At 65.1% G+C, this 16622-nt stretch carries 18 protein-coding genes; 13 read left to right on the top strand and 5 right to left on the bottom strand.

The genetic code is table 11. The features are described from left to right. Positions 1–228 precede the first annotated feature (228 nt). The 4 genes from MA07_RS07350 to moaB all read left to right on the top strand — a co-directional run bounded on the left by MA07_RS07350 (position 229) and on the right by moaB (position 3369). Positions 229–795: a methylated-DNA--[protein]-cysteine S-methyltransferase gene (locus tag MA07_RS07350; RefSeq protein ID WP_036348705.1), complete on the top strand. Its 567-nt coding sequence runs from the start codon at positions 229–231 to the stop codon at positions 793–795. A gap of 70 nt (positions 796–865) precedes the next feature. After that, entirely contained in the window at positions 866–1699 is an 834-nt protein-coding gene (locus tag MA07_RS07345) for a uracil-DNA glycosylase (protein ID WP_036348703.1), read from the top strand. Positions 1700–1777: 78 nt separating this feature from the next. Beyond that, positions 1778–2641 carry a neutral zinc metallopeptidase gene (locus MA07_RS07340; protein ID WP_036348700.1) on the top strand — a complete coding sequence of 288 codons (864 nt, stop codon included), beginning with the start codon at positions 1778–1780 and terminating at the stop codon, positions 2639–2641. Between the two features lie 173 nt (positions 2642–2814). Next, positions 2815–3369, top strand: coding sequence for a molybdenum cofactor biosynthesis protein B (moaB, locus tag MA07_RS07335; protein ID WP_036348697.1), 555 nt, complete (start codon positions 2815–2817; stop codon positions 3367–3369). Between the two features lie 15 nt (positions 3370–3384). On the opposite strand, the gene MA07_RS07330 is transcribed toward moaB, so the two are convergent. Both MA07_RS07330 and MA07_RS07325 read right to left on the bottom strand, forming a co-directional pair. After that, the gene (locus tag MA07_RS07330) at positions 3385–4146 is read right to left on the bottom strand and encodes a hypothetical protein (protein ID WP_036348694.1); all 762 of its coding nucleotides are present in this window, start codon (positions 4144–4146) and stop codon (positions 3385–3387) included. A gap of 7 nt (positions 4147–4153) precedes the next feature. Beyond that, positions 4154–4645 (bottom strand): hypothetical protein, encoded by a 492-nt coding sequence (locus MA07_RS07325; RefSeq protein ID WP_036348691.1) that lies wholly within the window; start codon positions 4643–4645, stop codon positions 4154–4156. A gap of 220 nt (positions 4646–4865) precedes the next feature. Here MA07_RS07325 and MA07_RS07320 point away from each other — a divergent pair, with 220 nt between their 5' ends. Further along, positions 4866–5951 carry a PA0069 family radical SAM protein gene (locus MA07_RS07320; protein ID WP_244445190.1) on the top strand — a complete coding sequence of 362 codons (1086 nt, stop codon included), beginning with the start codon at positions 4866–4868 and terminating at the stop codon, positions 5949–5951. Here the strand turns inward: MA07_RS07320 and MA07_RS30030 are convergent. After that, positions 5943–6083 carry a hypothetical protein gene (locus MA07_RS30030; RefSeq protein ID WP_160195399.1) on the bottom strand — a complete coding sequence of 47 codons (141 nt, stop codon included), beginning with the start codon at positions 6081–6083 and terminating at the stop codon, positions 5943–5945. The genes MA07_RS07320 and MA07_RS30030 overlap by 9 nt on opposite strands. A 28-nt stretch (positions 6084–6111) precedes the next feature. Between MA07_RS30030 and MA07_RS07315 the strand changes: the two genes are divergently transcribed. The 4 genes from MA07_RS07315 (at position 6112) to MA07_RS07300 (ending at position 11041) form a co-directional block, all read left to right on the top strand. After that, entirely contained in the window at positions 6112–6753 is a 642-nt protein-coding gene (locus tag MA07_RS07315) for a ribonuclease HII (protein WP_036349082.1), read from the top strand. Between the two features lie 157 nt (positions 6754–6910). Then, positions 6911–8107 carry a site-specific DNA-methyltransferase gene (locus tag MA07_RS07310; RefSeq protein WP_036348689.1) on the top strand — a complete coding sequence of 399 codons (1197 nt, stop codon included), beginning with the start codon at positions 6911–6913 and terminating at the stop codon, positions 8105–8107. Between the two features lie 169 nt (positions 8108–8276). Then, a complete protein-coding gene (locus tag MA07_RS07305; protein ID WP_244445189.1) occupies positions 8277–9233 on the top strand; it encodes an ABC transporter substrate-binding protein in 957 nt (318 codons plus the stop codon). Further along, positions 9230–11041, top strand: coding sequence for an iron ABC transporter permease (locus MA07_RS07300; RefSeq protein WP_081928824.1), 1812 nt, complete (start codon positions 9230–9232; stop codon positions 11039–11041). Before MA07_RS07305 ends, MA07_RS07300 begins: the two co-directional genes overlap by 4 nt. Positions 11042–11091: 50 nt before the next feature. On the opposite strand, the gene MA07_RS07295 is transcribed toward MA07_RS07300, so the two are convergent. Further along, entirely contained in the window at positions 11092–11958 is an 867-nt protein-coding gene (locus MA07_RS07295; RefSeq protein WP_200879336.1) for an alpha/beta hydrolase, read from the bottom strand. A gap of 323 nt (positions 11959–12281) precedes the next feature. Here MA07_RS07295 and MA07_RS07290 point away from each other — a divergent pair, with 323 nt between their 5' ends. Further along, entirely contained in the window at positions 12282–13178 is an 897-nt protein-coding gene (locus tag MA07_RS07290) for a LysR family transcriptional regulator (protein WP_052002916.1), read from the top strand. A gap of 160 nt (positions 13179–13338) precedes the next feature. Here the strand turns inward: MA07_RS07290 and mutY are convergent, their stop codons facing one another. After that, positions 13339–14466, bottom strand: a complete 1128-nt coding sequence (gene mutY, locus MA07_RS07285) for an A/G-specific adenine glycosylase (protein WP_036348683.1) — start codon at positions 14464–14466, stop codon at positions 13339–13341. A gap of 57 nt (positions 14467–14523) precedes the next feature. On the opposite strand from mutY, the gene MA07_RS07280 reads away from it, so the two are divergent. The 3 genes from MA07_RS07280 to MA07_RS07270 form a co-directional block, all read left to right on the top strand. Continuing rightward, positions 14524–15033 carry a DciA family protein gene (locus tag MA07_RS07280; protein WP_244445180.1) on the top strand — a complete coding sequence of 170 codons (510 nt, stop codon included), beginning with the start codon at positions 14524–14526 and terminating at the stop codon, positions 15031–15033. A gap of 72 nt (positions 15034–15105) precedes the next feature. Then, the gene (locus MA07_RS07275; RefSeq protein ID WP_036348678.1) at positions 15106–15744 is read left to right on the top strand and encodes a DsbA family protein; all 639 of its coding nucleotides are present in this window, start codon (positions 15106–15108) and stop codon (positions 15742–15744) included. A 45-nt stretch (positions 15745–15789) separates the two neighbouring features. Beyond that, positions 15790–16622, top strand: an 833-nt coding sequence (locus MA07_RS07270; protein WP_036348675.1) for an AAA family ATPase, incomplete at its 3' end; no start/stop codon positions are given.

Genomic DNA, 16622 nt, shown 5'->3' with positions numbered 1-16622 from the left:
TTTAGATATGAACAATCTGTCCGAATTCTCAAGTCGTTCTAATCGAGACATTGTCCTAGCTTCATTGAGGCAAGGCTGAAAGTTCTCTTTCCGCATAAGGTTATGCTGAAATCCGATGATCGCCATAGGATTTGACGGGAATCCGCAACGCGATCAGGCATGGCCATCGCCGCGGTGGAAAACACCATCCTGAGTTGTTCAACGAGGATGGGAGGTTTACAAAGGAGCATGCAGGCCGATCCGTCCACCCATACGGCGTTCTACACGCTTTTCGAAACCGCCATCGGTCTCTGCGGACTTGCCTGGAATGAGCGTGGCGTGATCGGCTTTCAGTTGCCTGAAGACGATGCCCTTAAGACCTGCAGCCGCGTCGCCAGGCGCTTTCCCGGGATTGTCGAGGCTCCGCCACCCGCGGACATCCAGCGCGTCATCGCCGATGTGACGGCTCTGCTCCAGGGTGAAGCGCGCGATCTCTCAGCCGTGCCCCTGGATATGGACGCCGTGTCGGAGTTCGACCGCCGCGTCTACGAAATTGCCCGCGGCATTCCACCGGGCCGGGTGCTGACCTACGGTGAAGTTGCCTCCCGCCTCGGCATCGACAACGCTCGGGCCATTGGCCAATCCCTGGGACGCAATCCGTTTGCCGTCATCGTGCCATGCCACCGGGTTGTCGCGGCGGACGGCAAGCTCGGGGGCTTCTCGGCCAGTGGCGGCGCCACGACCAAGCGCCGCCTCCTCGCCATCGAGGACGCCAGACGCGACGAGAACCCGACCCTTTTCGACCTGATCTCCTAGGGCTCAGGATTCATTGGGTTCTTTGCGGGCTTGAGTTGCCCACAGCCCCTGGAATGCTTACATACGGATCATGCAGGATCTCCCCTCCGACCGCGACGCTCTTCAGGCGCTGCTCGACTTCCATGTCGAGGCAGGAGTCGATCTCGCGCTCGACGAGACGCCGCATAACCGCTTCGCGGAACCGAAGGCGGAAGCCCCTAAGGCGGAAGCTCCCAAGTCCCCTGCGCCCAAGTCCAGCCCTGCCCCGTCCGCTCCTTCACCCCGTGCCCTGCCGAAGGCTGCCGCCAGTGCACCCGAGGAGGTCGCCGGCATGGCCCGCGAGCAGGCCCGCCACGCGCAGTCGCTGGAGGAGCTCGAGGCGATTCTGGCGGGCTTCGACGGCTGCGCCCTGAAGTTTTCCGCCAAGAACCTCGCTTTCGCTGACGGCAACCCGGAAGGCCGGGTGATGCTGGTGGGCGAGGCTCCCGGGGCTGACGAGGACCGGATCGGCAAGCCCTTCATGGGCCGCTCCGGCCAGCTGCTCGACCGGATGCTCGCCACCATCGGGCTCGACCGCACCCAGGTCTATGTGGCCAACATCGTCCCCTGGCGTCCGCCGGGCAACCGCACGCCGACGCCGCAGGAGATCGCCATCTGCAAGCCGTTCATCGCGCGGCAGATCGAGCTCGCGGGTCCGGAATTCGTGCTTTGCCTGGGTGGTCCCGCCGCCCAGAACCTGCTCGGCGTCAAGGACGGGATCCTGCGCACCCGGGGCCGCTGGTTCACGTACAAGACCGAGGACGGGCGCGAGATCAAAGCCCTGCCGACCCTGCACCCGGCTTACCTCCTGCGCCAGCCCCTGCAGAAGCGCCTCGGCTGGCGCGATTTCCAGGCTCTGCGAAGGGCCCTGGACGGGCGCGAGTAAGGCGCCCTTTCGGAACCGGTTCATATGCTTACGCCTTAAGCTCCTGCGGCATCCCGTACCGCTGCTCTTAGGTGAATCATGCGCTGGCAAGACTTTCGAACCTCGTCCAATGTGGAAGACCGTCGTGGCATGGGCATGGCGGGCGGCGGAGGGCTCGGAATAGGCGCCATGGTGATCCTCGGCCTTGTGGGCTGGGCGCTCGGGATCGATCCGCGCATCCTGATCGGCGGCGCCGAGATGATGACGGGCGGCGGCTCCGGCTACCAGCAGCAACAGGGCCGACAGGGCGCGCCGCAGGACGAGATGGGCCGTTTTGTCTCTGCCGTCCTTGGCAACACGGAAGACGTATGGAAAACGGTGCTGCCCCAGCAGGCCAACCGCCAGTACCAGGAACCGAAGCTGGTGCTCTTCTCCGGCCAGACCCGCTCCGGCTGCGGCGGCGCGCAATCGGCCATGGGACCGTTCTACTGCCCGCTTGATCAGACCGTCTACATCGACCTGTCCTTCTTCCAGGAGATGCAGAGCCGCTTCCGTGCCGGCGGCGACTTCGCTTACGCCTATGTGCTTGCCCATGAGGTCGGGCACCATGTGGAGAACGTGCTCGGCATCCTGCCCCGCGTGCAGGAACGCCAGCAGCAGGTCAGCAAAACGGAAGGCAACCAGCTCTCCGTGCGCGTCGAGCTGATGGCCGACTGCCTCGCCGGCGTGTGGGCGCATCATTCCAACCAGCGCTGGAAGTCGCTCGAGCAGGGCGACATCGAGGAAGCCATCCGGGCCGCGGAAGCCATCGGCGACGACCGGCTGCAGAAGCAGTCACAGGGCCGCGTGGTGCCCGACAGCTTCACCCACGGTTCCTCCGAGCAGCGCGTGCGCTGGCTCACCACGGGACTGAAGACCGGACAGGTCCAGGCCTGCGACACGTTCCGGGCGAGCCGGCTTTAAGCAGCAAGAGATGGCGTCATCCCGGGGCTGCGGAGCAGAACCCGGGATCGTATGACGATAACAATTCCTCATCCTGCTCGCGATCCCGGATCGGCTCTCGCCGTCCGGGATGACGTTTGTGGAAGCGATTGGCTTTCTGCGCTACATCAAAGCCGTGCCTCTGAGAGTCTCCCATGCCCGGTATCGACGACACCCTCCCCTTCGTTCCTCTCAGCATCGCCGTGCTGACCGTGTCCGACACGCGTTCGCTGGAGGAGGACAAGTCAGGCGCAACGCTGGCCGAGCGTCTGACCAAAGCGGGACACAAGCTCGCCGACCGCGCCATCGTGACGGACGACGTGGAGGCGATCCGCGGCAAGGTGCAGGGCTGGACCGCAGATCCCAGGGTCGATGTGGTCATCACCACGGGCGGCACGGGCTTTACCGGCCGCGACGTGACCCCGGAGGCCATCGAACCCCTGTTCGACAAGCGGATGGAAGGCTTCTCCGCCCTCTTTCACCGCATCTCCTATGATAAGATCGGCACTTCGACGATCCAGTCGCGAGCCACCGCCGGCGTGATCGGCACGACCTTCGTGTTCGTGCTGCCGGGCTCGCCCGGCGCCTGCAAGGACGCCTGGGACGGCATCCTTGCCAATCAGCTCGATTACCGGCACCGGCCGTGCAACTTCGTCGAGATCATGCCGCGCCTCGACGAGCACCTGAAGCGGGGCAAGCTCAAGGCCTGAATGAGGCCTCCTGCATCAGGTCAGCGGGACGGTGTCCGCAATCACGGAGTCGAGAACAAGGTCATCGCATGCTCCCGTGAGCCAGAGATGATCGACGGTGACTTGCAGGATCGTGCGATCCCACCAACGGTCGATGAGGGACGCGAGCGCCGCCGTCTCCTCGGCATCGAGATCGTCCATCAGGTTGTAGAGGCCGACAACGTAGAGATCGGTCTCGCGGCAGCCCAGAGCGCGCTGGATGTGCCGGAAGACGTTCCCGCCCTTACGGATTTCAGGATAGGCGCGAAGATAAAGCCTTCCGCGATTGAGGCTGCCGGAAAATAATCCCCGCAGCTCCACATGGATGGGCCCGAGGCCGGCCAGCTCCTGCCGCGTCCGCTCATCCAGCACAGGCGGTTCTCCGCTCGAGAGCGAACCGCAGATCGTTGCATGCAGCTTGTCCTTGCGTCTGTCGAGCAGATCCCAGGCGATCTTGCGGGCGAAGGGCGCCTCTCGCAGCGCTTCGGTCAACGCGCCATATGCCGGAGATCCGAACAGGAGATCACCGGAGATCGGCAGGACCAGAGAAAAGACCCGCTCATGCCGGCCCATCACATAGGACGAACCTTCCCGCGTCCTGATCACACGCGGATGATCCGGTGCCACGAGGGGCAGATGCGCGAGCCGATAGGTCTCATCGAGGACGAGCCCTTCGCCAGGGGTGAAATGCGTCCGGCTGCGCTCGTAGCCGAGTTCGGAATCCTGACAGAACAGGCTTGCGGGTTGGGAGTCGTTCATGGATGGCTCAGCCGAAGGCGGGATCGCGCTCGATGGTGGCGGAGAGCCGCACGGGCATGCGGGCCCTCACCTCGTTCAGCAGCACGCGACGGTGAACCAGATCGCCGGCGCGCACCTTCACATCCGCAAACAGATTGGTGAGAGCGCGCGCCACGCCGGCGCGGCGACGCCGCATCCGCGCAAGCCCCTGTTCGGGCCTGGACAGGGCTATGAAGCGGTCGAGCACCCGGATCCAGCCCTCCTGCGGGATGTCACCATCATCGAGGCATAGGAGCCAGTCGCGCCGCGCTGCCTTCGCTCCCTCGGCCCAGGCGCCGCGCTCGGCCACCACCACGGTCGCGCCGGCGGCATCGGCCACCTTCATCAAAGTGTCTTCCTGCCTGTCCGTCAGGATCACGGCATCGCCGACAAGGCCTGCTGCGACGGCGGGAACGAGGGCACTCAAGGTGGCGGCCAGAGCCTCGGGCCCGTGGGTCACGCGTACGAGAACGGTAATCATCTGAACACTATAGCCCTTCTCCGCCGGTCCGTCGCCCGAACATTTCCGTCGATCCCAGCTTGATTTTGTTCATGCTTTGTTCTTAAGCTTGCGGCTTCCGGTAACAGATTCGCCCGAGGCTGCCATGAAAGCTCGCGCCAAGGATCAGGCCCATGATCCTGCCCGTTCCAGGCCCGTGAAGCGCACCCCCCTGGAGGCGGCCGAGGCCGCCCGGCGGCGCATGGACGATCCGGCCTACCGGGTGGAGGTGGATCGTCGCCGCGGCCGCGGCGCCGCGGCCAACCCGTCGGGGCGCTATGAACCGGCGCAACGCGAGGCCTTCGACGACGGCTGGGAGATCGACGAGGAGCTTCCGACCCTGCCCACCGAGGTGATCGTCGAGAAGGCCCGCACCATCATCACCCAGAACGACTCGCCCGACATCCTGTTCGAGAAGTCGATCAACCCCTATCGCGGCTGCGAGCACGGCTGCTCGTATTGTTTCGCGCGGCCCACCCACGCCTATCAGGGTCTGTCCTCAGGTCTAGATTTCGAGACCAAGATCTTCGCCAAGCCCAATGCGGCGGAGCTTCTGGAGAAGGAGCTGCGGGGCTCGAAATACCAGCCGACCCCCATCGCGCTCGGCTCCAACACGGATCCCTACCAGCCGGTGGAGCGGCGCTTCCGCATCACGCGCTCGGTCCTCGAAGTGCTGAGCCGGATGAACCATCCCGTCGCCATCGTGACGAAATCGGCCCTCGTCACCCGCGACATCGATATCCTGGGTCCCATGGCCGAACGGCAGCTCGCCAAGGTGGCGATCTCGGTCACCACCCTCGACCCGAAGCTCGCCCGCCGCATGGAGCCCCGCGCGGCCACGCCGGCCAAGCGCCTGGAAACCATCCGCAAGCTCACGGAGGCCGGCATTCCCGTGACGGTGCTGGTCGCCCCGATCATTCCGGCCATCAACGATCACGAGATCGAGGCCATCCTGAAGGCCTGTGCCGAAGCCGGCGCGCAGGAGGCCGGCTACGTGCTCCTGCGCCTGCCGCACGACCTCAAGGACCTGATGCGCGACTGGCTCGTGGATCATTACCCGGACAAGCTCAACCACGTCTTCACGCTGCTGCAGGAGGCCCGCGGCGGCAAGGATTACGATGCGAACTGGAGCACCCGCCAGTCCGGGATCGGCCCCTACGCCTGGATGCTCGGCCGCCGCTTCGAGACCGCCGCCGAACGCCTCGGGCTGAACAAGCGCAACCTGCGCCTGCGCACGGACCTGTTCAACGTGCCGCCGAAGGAGACGGGGCAGCTGAGTCTATTCTAGGTCTCCTTCGTCATGGCCGGGCTCGTCCCGGCCATCCACGTCTTGAGCCGGGTTGAAGACGTGGATCCCCGGAACAAGTCCGGGGATGACGGCGCGGGTGTTCACACCGGCGGCATCATGTGCGGATGACAATGTTGTCTCCGGCAGCTTTGATCCCCCCATGACCGCCGTGATTCGCCCCTCAAAATCCCCTGGCCTTGGCCTTGCCCGCGAGTTCTCCGCCCGCGCCGAGGGCTACACCTGCATCGCCGGCCTTGACGAGGTCGGACGCGGGCCGCTGGCAGGTCCGGTGGTGTCGGCGGCCGTGGTGCTCGATCTCGACAACGTGCCTCAAGGCCTTGCCGATTCGAAGGCGCTCACGGCAGCCAGGCGTGAGGCGCTGTTTGCGGAGATCCTGGCCACATCGCAGGTGGGCATCGCCTCCGTGTCGCATCGGGAGATCGACACCATCAACATCCGGCAGGCCTCGTTGCTGGCCATGTGCCGGGCGCTGGCCGCACTCCCCTGCACGCCGGACATCGCCTTCGTTGACGGCAACGATCCGCCCGGCCTTCCCTGCGCGACGGAAGCGGTCATCAAGGGTGATTCGAGCATCGCGTCGATCGCCGCGGCCTCGATTGTCGCGAAAGTGGTGCGCGACCGCATGATGGCGCGGCTCGGGAACGCTTACCCCGCCTATGGTTTTGCCAGCAACGCGGGCTACAGCACCAGGGCGCATCTCACGGCGGTGGCGAGCGAGGGCCCCTGCCCGTTTCATCGCATGAGTTTCTCGCCCTTGCGCCAAGGGTTACTGGACCTGTAACCTCCCTTAACGCTGATTAACTAAAAAGCTCAATATTTTCAAAGCGTAGGCAAGATTTGCCGATCCAAAATATTTGGATTTTTCCGCGTTTGGAAACCTCCTCTTTACCCTATCCGATCATGATCCTGAGTGTCAGTTGCGTAACCGGTGATCACCCATGGGTACCTCGCGTACCGGGGCTGCCGGCGCCGCCTCCCGGATCCATGTCTCGCGTACCGGGCGGTCTGCGCCGGCACCTCGGACGGGGCGTAAAACGCCCCTCTCCGTTCTGCCACCCTCTCTCCCTCTCAATGAGATCCTTCTCGGCGACTGCATCGCCAATCTCGAGAAGCTCCCGCCTGAGAGCGTGGACGTGGTCTTCGCGGATCCGCCTTACAATCTTCAGCTCGAACAGGCGCTCACGCGTCCGGACCAGAGCCTCGTCGACGCGGTCGACGACGACTGGGACAAGTTCGCGAGCTTTGCCGATTACGACGCGTTCACCCGCGCCTGGCTCTTGGCCGTGCGCCGCGTGATGAAGAAGAACGCGACGCTCTGGGTCATCGGCTCCTACCATAACATCTTCCGCGTGGGCTCGGCCCTGCAGGATCTGAACTTCTGGATCCTGAACGACATCGTGTGGCGCAAGGCCAACCCGATGCCGAACTTCAAGGGCCGCCGCTTCACCAATGCGCACGAGACCATGATCTGGGCCTCCAAGAGCGCGGACTCGAAGGGCTATACCTTCCATTACGATGCGCTCAAAGCCGGCAACGAAGACGTGCAGATGCGCTCGGACTGGTTCATTCCGATCTGCACGGGCGACGAACGCCTCAAGGACGCCCAGGGGCGCAAGGTGCATCCGACGCAGAAGCCCGAGGCGCTGCTCGCCCGCATCCTGCTCTCCTCGTCCAACCCCGGCGACGTGGTGCTCGATCCCTTCTTCGGCTCCGGCACCACAGGCGCCGTCGCCAAGATGCTGGGCCGCAACTTCATCGGCCTCGAACGCGATTCGACCTATGCCAAGGCGGCGCGCAAGCGCATCGACGCGGTCGAGCCTCTCTCCGACGTGTCGATTGCGGCAGCGCCCGAGAAGCGCACGGAAGTGCGCGTGCCTTTCCTGTCCATCATCGAGGCTGGTCTGGTGAAGGCCGGAGAGACCCTGGTGGACGAGCGCCGCCGCCACAAGGCGGTGGTGCGCGCCGACGGCACGCTCGCGCTCGGCGCCATCGTGGGCTCGATCCACAAGATCGGCGCGCTGACGCAAGGCTTCCCCTCCTGCAACGGCTGGACCTTCTGGAACGTGGAGCGGGGCGGCAAGCTGGTCTCCATCGACGAGTTCCGCGCCAAGGTGCGGGCGGACATGGCGGCCTGACGCCCCACTGCGACATCGCAAATCCGTGATAGGGCCAGCCACGTGCTGGCCCTTTTCGTTTGCCGCGCTAACCTTTCGTCACAGAGGCGTCATCCAACACCGCTAGCGCGGGGAAGCCTTACCGAAAGAGAGGGACTGCCCCGTGTCCATGAAGCGGATTTTTCTTCCCATGCTCGTCGCCCTCGTGCCTGCCTTCGCGCAGGCGCAGGGAATTTCCGGCAATCTGGTGCTCTATACGAGCCAGCCCAATACGGATGCGCAGCAGACCATCGATGCCTTCAAGGCGAAGCATCCGGGCGTGAACGTCACCTTCGTCCGCGACGGAACCCCGAAGATCCTCGCCAAGCTGAGCGCCGAGTTCGAGGCCGGACAACCCCAGGCCGACGTGCTGCTGATCGCCGACAGCGTGACCATGGAAGGCCTCAAGAAGGAAAACCGTCTCCTCGCGCATGAGAAGGCCGATACCTCCGCCTATCCGGCCGGCACCCATGACGGCCAGAAATTCTGGTTCGCCACCAAGCTGATCACCACGGGAATTGCCTACAACACCAAGGCGACCTTCAAGCCGACGTCGTGGGCGGATCTCACCAAGCCGGAGGTCAAGGGTCAGCTGGTCATGCCGAGCCCCCTCACCTCGGGTGCCGCCCTCATCCATGCCGCGACGCTCACGGGCAATCTCGAAGGCGGCTGGAAATACTATGAGGCGTTGAAGGACAACGACGCGGTGGCAGGCGGCGGCAACGGCGACGTGCTCAAGCAGGTGGCCGGCGGCCAGAAGCTCTACGGCGTCATCGTCGACTTCATGCCGATCCGCGAAAAGGCCAAGGGCGCACCGATCGAGTTCGTGTTCCCGAAGGAAGGCGTCTCCGCCGTGTCCGAGCCCGTCGCCATTCTCAAGACCACGAAGAACGCCGACGCCGCGCGCGTCTTCGTGGACTTCCTGCTCTCGAAGGAAGGCCAGGAGCTGGCGCTGAAGCAGGGCTACATCGCAGCGCATCCGGCTGTGGCGCTGCCCGCCGGCTATCCGTCCCGCGGTGAGATCAAGGTCATGGGCTTCGACGCCGCCAAGGCGCTGGCAGACGAGACGAAGAACAAGGCGACCTTCGCCGACATCTTCGGCCAGTGAGACATCGCACGCACGCCAAGTCGTTCCTGGAGCGGGGAGGTCTCGGCCTCCTCGCTCCGATTGCTTTGGCAATCATCGCTTTCGATCTTCTGCCCGCCGGTCGCCTGCTGCTGACGGCGTTAGCACCCGGCGGTGTCTTCGATCCCGACAAGGCGCTCACGGCACTTGCGAGCCGCTCGGCGATCCGCGCCACCTGGGCCACGCTGGAGACCGCCTTCTTCTCCACCCTGTTGGCGTTGCCCCTCGGCACGCTCATGGCGCTCATCCTCGGCGTCACGGACATCCGGGGACGTCGAGTTGCGTCGTTCCTGTTCGTCCTGTCGCTGATGATTTCGCCCCAGGTGATCGCACTCGCCTTCCTGCATCTGGCTGGCCCGGCCTCGCCGATCCTCAACACCTTGGGACTCGCGCCCGAGGCCGGCAGCGCCAACCCGATGCTCGGGCGCCTCGGCATCATCGTCGTGCTGGGTCTCCACCATGCACCCCTCGTCTATGTGATCATGAGCGCGGGCCTGAAGCGCATTCCGCTGGCCGTCGTCGAGGCTGCGCGCATGGATGGATCGCCACCGTTCCGGATCGTGACCGACCATCTCCTGCCGCTGCTGCGCCCGCATCTCATGAGCGCGGGCCTGCTCGCCTTCGTGGCCGGCATCGGCAATTTCGGCATTCCGGCGCTGCTCGGCGCACCGGTGAACTACCTCACGCTGCCCGTGCTCATCTATCGCCGCCTGTCGAGTTTCGGCACGGGCATCCTCGGCGATGTGGCGGCGCTCGGCCTTCTTGTGGCCGTCATCGCCATCGTGTGTGTGGCGGCGAGCCAGATCCTGACGCGCCGGGGCGACGTGCTCCTGGAAGAGGATGCTCCGCTCCAACCGTTCTGGATGCTGGGACGCGCCTGCGTGATTGCCGAGACCTTCGTCATCGCGGTGATCGCCGTCACGCTGGTGCTGCCGATGCTATCGCTTATGACCGCTGCCCTCGTGCCCTCCTACGGCATGCCGCTGACGCTCTCGACGATCACCCTCGACAACTTCGTCGAGGTGCTGGCCCGGCAGGAGGTCACCATCCGGGCCTTCCTCAACTCGCTGCTTTATGCCGGCGGCGCGGCATGCCTGCTCGCGTGCTTTGCAATCCCGATGGCCTATGGGCTGGTCAGGCTGATGGGAGCCATGAGAATCCCGGCCACGGCCCTTCTCGAGATCTCCTATGTGCTGCCCGGCATCGTGCTGGCGATTGCCTGCATCCTGCTGTTCCTGAAGCCGGTGCCGGTCATCGGCGTGTCGCTCTACGGCACGCCGTGGATCATCGTCTTCGCCTATCTCGCCCGCTTTCTGCCGGTGGTGCTCAAGCCGGTGCTTGCCGGCATGACCCAGGTCGACCTGGCCCAGGAGGAAGCCGCAGCGCTCGACGGCGCACGGCTCACGCGGCGGCTCCTCGACGTCATCCTGCCCTCACTGCTTCCGGCAGCAGTCGCCGGAGGCCTGATGGCCTTCCTGCTCGCTTTCAGCGAGCTCACCGTCTCGGCCCTGCTCTGGTCGGCCGGCACGGAGACCATCGGGGTGGTGCTCTACAACCTCGAAGAGGCAGGGCTCGCGAGCCAGGCCTCGGCGGTTGCCGTCGTCATCGTGGCCGTCGTCACTCTTGCCATGCTCGCGCTCAATGCTATGGGCCGGTACCTTCCTGCCGGCACGTTGCCTTGGCATATCGAGGTGGAGGGCGCGGCATTCTCAGTCCGCAGGCCGGACCAAGTGCTCATTCGCCCAGGAACGATCACTCACGTTGAGCCGAGGCCGGCTCTGAGCGCTTGAGCGGTCAGCACCATGGCCGGACGAACCGGCCATGGTGCATTGTCAAACCATCACCGTGAGGAAAGCCACTGCAGCAGCTCTGCGTCGAAGAGAGCGCTCTCCTCGAATTGCGGCGTGTGCCCGCTCTTCTCGAACACGCGAACGGTCAGATCCCTGAACTGCTCGCGATAGGGTGCCCACGTGGCATAGGGCGCAACGAGGTAATCGTAGCGCCCGAGCCCCAGGAAGACCGGCACGTCGAGACGGTCCAGCCCCTGCGCGATGTCGATGTCGCGGAAGGCCTCGCCCCAGAGATGGTCGAAGACCGGCATGTTCACATGCACGCCCTCCCACAGGGGCGCGGCGTCGAAGGTGTGATCGTACCAGCTTCGCGCGCCCATCCTCACGCAGAAGGTGACGAAGCGCCTGTCGGGCGCGGCTTCGATCTCCGCTGGCAACCCCACGAAGTCGGCATCGAGTCTCGCCTTGCGCTCGGGGCAGACGGATTCCTGCCAGTACTGTTCCGTCGCCGCCTGATGCGCGGCGCTGTGGCTCGGCCCCGTCGCGATCATCACCACGTGGGAGACGTGCTGCGGATAGCGCTTGGCATATTCCAGGGCCATGTAGCCATGGCCCGAATGGCCGATGACGATCACCTTCTCCAGGCCGAGATGCCGGCGCACGAGATCAATGTCGTCGAGGACGACATCCAGCGTGTAATCGGATGCAGCATATGCGCCCGTCGGCTGCGCGAAGCCGCGATGATCGACGAAGACGAGCTTCAGGGATTGCCGCAGGCTCTGCGAGAAGACGCGCGGGTAATAGACCGCGCTGCCGATCACGAGAGCGGGCGTTCCCTCGCCCTCGATGGAATAGGCCAGTTCGAACGGGCCCGATGGGATGGTTCCGCGCATAACGGCGCGATTGCTGTCAGACATGATGATTCCTTCATCCATGCGAGATGACCCGGCCGAAACAGGGGTTTCGGCGCAAACAAGTCGTGGCTCCTTGAGCCACTCTGTCGTGTCGGATCGCGTCGCTAACGGATGAGGCGCATGGCTGGTGTCCCCTGATGGCAGAGCGGTCCTTTTCGCTCAAACGCAGAGGTTTGTGAAGGCCTGAGCCCCCCTTCAGAACTGAAGAGGTCTCCCACAGGCCCGTCAGGCTGCGGGTCGGCGCGCCTTGAGCGATGGTGTGGACACCTTCCAAGGCTGGAACATTCCCCTATGCCGAACCCGGCTCAGCGCTTTAGCATCCTCACATGGCTCCTTCGTCTCTCGATCCCTTCCGCTTCGCCCTCTCCGAACCGTCCTGGGACGACCTCCGGATCTTTCTCGCCGTGGTGGCTCATGGATCGATGAACAGCGCCGCCAAGGCGCTGGGCCAGAGCCAGCCGACCATCGCGCGGCGCATCAAGGTGCTGGAGGAAACCTTCGGCCTCACCCTGTTCCAGCGCGGCCCCAACAATCTCGATCTGACGGAGGCAGGGCACGCCGTTCTCGAAGCCGCAGCCCCCATGGGCGAGGCCGCCGCCATCGTGTCGCGCACGGCAGCGGCCTACCGGCCCGATCCCGACGCTCCCGTGCGGGTGACGGCAACAGCCTCGGTCACCCTGTTCCTGTCGCTTTATTCGGCGGAGCTGCACGAAGCCGCTGCCCCGGTGGAGATCGCGTATATCCCAACCCGGCAACGTCTCGATCTCGCCTCCGGCGAGGCCGATATCGGCCTGCGCATGCGCACCCTCCCGGAGGGCACGGATGATCTCGTGGCCCGCAGGATCGGGCAGATCGCCTTTGCCATCTATGCCCGTGACGAGAACCCCACGGCCGTCATCGCGCCGCCGGAGGACCCGACCCTGTCGCGGCAGGCCGCCTATGTGGCGGAATTCGCGCAAGGCCGCACCATCGCGGCCCGCATCGGTGACATGCCGATCCGCTATCAGGCTGCGAAAGCGGGTCTCGGCGCCGCCTTCCTTCCCTGCTGGCTCGGCGATTCGGACCCCGACCTCGTCCAGGTCATGAAGCCCGAGGGCGACCTGATCGAGGACGTGTTCCTCGTGATGCACCGCCGCAGCCGGAACCGGCCCAACGTCACGCGGGTGGCGAATGCGCTAGTGACGCTGTTCAAGCGCAATCAGAAGGCACTGGTGGGTGGGTGAGGCCTTTCACAAAACATGACCTCATCCTGAGGAGCAGACGCAGTCTGCATCTCGAAGGAGCTTCCAGTGCACGCTGGAGACGCCTCATGCCCGGACAAAGTCCGGAACCTCGAGACCGACCTAAAGGTCCTCCTCAAGATGAGGCTCTGGGGGCGCTTCTCTATGAGGTTGATACACCCTTAGCCCGCTTCTTGCCGGGCTCTTTCCCCTTCGCACCCGGCAACTCGCCCAGCGCATGTGCCAGCACCTTCTTCATGGCACCGGGCAGCGCCTCTTCGTGAAGCTGTAGCCGCGGCGTCCAACGCATGTCGTCCGGCGCGGGCGTGCCCCTGGCGACCTTGGCGAAGAGCACCGTCAGTTCTAGGGGGAAGTGGGTGAAGACGTGGCGCACCGTGCCCGGCAGGCGTTGCCAGCGGGCCTCGATGGGGGCGTCGAGCACGGCCCGGGAAGGCTGGTAATCCGGCACCCATTCGCTCGTCGGCGGCTCCACCATGCCGCCGAGGAGGCCCGTCGGCGGACGGGTGCGCAGCAGGATCGTGTCGTCGGCGCGCAGCACCACGAAGGCCGCGCCCTTGCGCAGTTGCCCGGCCTCCTTCTTCTGCTTTTTCGGGAAGGTCTCCTGCAGGCCCTCGGAGCGGGCCCGGCAGGGCACCATCCAGGGGCACAGCGCGCAGGCCGGGCGCTTGGGGGTGCAGATGGTGGCGCCGAGATCCATCACCGCTTGAGCAAAGTCGCCGGGACGGTCCTCCGGCACCAGCGCCTCGGTGAGGCTTCGAATCAGGGGCTTGGCCTTCGGCAGCGGCTCCTCGACCATGAACACGCGGGACATGACCCGCTCCACATTGCCGTCGACGGCGGCCGCCTTTTCGTTGAAGGCGATGGCCGCCACGGCCGCCGCCGTATAGGCGCCGATGCCGGGAAGCTTGAGGAGTTCCGTCTCCGTCGCGGGAAAGCGCCCGCCGTGCTTTTCCATGACCGCCTTGGCGCAGGCATGGAGGTTGCGGGCGCGGGAGTAATAGCCGAGACCCGCCCAGGCGTGCATGACCGTCTCGGACGGCGCATCGGCCAGGGCCTCGACGGTGGGAAAGCGCTCCAGGAACTTCAGGTAATAGGGTTTGACCGCCGCCACCGTGGTCTGCTGCAGCATGATCTCGGAGAGCCAGACGCGGTAAGGATTTGCGATCTCGCCCGGCTTGGCGCGCCACGGCAGGTCGCGCCGGTGACGGTCGTACCAGACGAGAAGATCCTGCGGGTCGGGCTTGGTCGCGCTCGAAGCGGGCGTTAACATGGGCTTTGGAATAGCGTTCTATACGGAATATTCCAACGCGGCTTTTGGACATTCAACATGAGACGACCGAGGCCTTTGGCCCGCCCGCTTGCCGAGTTTCTCGACGTCTGTCTGTCCCCCAGCCTGGCGGCGCAGGGCTTTGCCACGTCGGACATCATCATGGCCTGGCCTGAGATCGTCGGAGAGCGGCTGGCCGCCTTTACCCAGCCGCTCAAGATCGAGTGGAAGCGAAAAGCCCCCCATGCTGATCCCGAGACGAGGCCGGACCCGGCCACCCTTGTGATCCGGGTGGAGAGCGCCTTCGCCCTCGAGCTCCAGCACATGGCACCCACCATCATCGACCGGGTGAACACCTACTACGGCTGGCGCTGCATCGGGAAGATCGTGCTGAAACAAGGACCGGTGCGGCGGGTTGAGAAGAAGCGCCCGGTTGTCCCCACCCTGACCGCCGCAGACCGGGAGAAGGTCGACCGGGCCGTCCAGCCCATCGAGGAGGACGCCCTCAGGGCCGCCCTCGACCGGCTGGGCCAGGCGATCGTCAGCTCCGGTTCACGCACGAAAGCGTGAGATGGCGGGCGCTTGCCTCTCAAGGCAAGGCATTCTACCGCAGAACGAAATCTCTTCAGGAGTTCCCTTACGATGATCACCCGGCGTCAGACGCTTCAGCTTCTCGGAACCGCAGCCGTCACCGCGTACCTCGCGACGAGCCTGCCGGCGTTCGCCCAGAACGTGTCCGTCCAGGATCTCGCGGTCCAGGGGCCGCTGGGCGACGTGGCCCTGGGGCCTGAGAACGCCAAGGTGACGATCATCGAGTACGCCTCGCTCACCTGCTCCCACTGCGCCACCTTCCACAAGACCACCTGGCCGGAGCTGAAGAAGCGCTACATCGACACGGGCAAGGTCCGCTTCGTCCTGCGCGAGTTCCCCCTCGACCCGCTCGCCACCGCCGGCTTCATGCTCGCCCGCTGCGACGGCGCCGACAAGTATTACCCGATCACGGACCTGCTCTTCGAGCAGCAGCGGAACTGGGCTTTCACCGACAAGCCCCTCGACGCCCTGCGCAGTCTCATGCGCCAAGCCGGTTTTTCACAGGAAAAATTTGACGCTTGCCTCAAGGACCAGAAACTATATGACGCAGTCAACGCGGTGAAGAACCGGGGTATGGAGCAGTTCAAGGTGGACTCCACGCCCACTTTCTTCATCAATGGCCAGCGTCATCCTGGAAGCCTGTCGATCGATGAGATTGAAAAGGTCATCAAGCCGATCCTCGGAGAGTAATATCTCCTCCCCTGCCCCCCCGGGGCGGGACGGGAAGGCGCGTCCATGAAGCTGACGCGCCTTCGCATTGCAGGCTTCAAGACCTTCGTCGAGCCCACCGACTTCCTGATCGAGCCGGGCCTGACCGGCGTTGTTGGGCCGAACGGCTGCGGCAAGTCCAACCTCGTCGAGGCCCTGCGCTGGGTCATGGGGGAGAACTCCTTCAAGAACATGCGTGCCACGGGGATGGACGACGTCATCTTCTCCGGCTCCGGCGGTCGGCCAGCCCGCAACTGGGCCGAGGTGATGCTCACCATCGACAATGCGGAGCGCACGGCGCCCGCGGCCTTCAACGACACAGACCTGCTGGAGATCTCCCGCAAGATCGAGCGCGAGGAAGGCTCGACCTACCGGGTCAACGGCAAGGAGGTGCGCGCCCGCGACGTGCAGATCCTCTTCGCCGATGCCGCCACCGGGTCCCGCTCGCCCGCGCTGGTGCGCCAGGGCCAGATCAGCGAGATCATCTCGGCCAAGCCCCAGGCCCGCCGCCGCATCCTCGAAGATGCCGCCGGCATCGCGGGCCTCCATGCTCGCCGTCACGAGGCGGAGCTCCGGCTGAAAGCCGCCGAGGACAATCTGGTTCGCGTCGAGGACGTGACCCGCGAGCTGGAAAGCCAGATCGAGAGCCTGAAGCGCCAGGGGCGGCAGGCCTCCCGCTACAAGACCCTCTCGGCGGAGATCCGCCGGCTTGAGGCCCTGATGTACGCCATCAGCTTCTCCGAGGCGCGGGAGCAGGCCGCCACCGCCGAACGCCAGGTCACCGAGGCCCTCAAGGCCGTGGCGGATGCCACCGAGGAACAGACCCGCGCCGCCACCGCCCAGGCCGTCGCCGCCCATGC

The organism is Microvirga sp. BSC39 (assembly GCF_000739015.1).
Lineage (GTDB): Bacteria > Pseudomonadota > Alphaproteobacteria > Rhizobiales > Beijerinckiaceae > Microvirga.
Note: the sequence above shows the minus strand (reverse complement) of the source record. Positions and strands in the feature narration are given on the sequence as shown.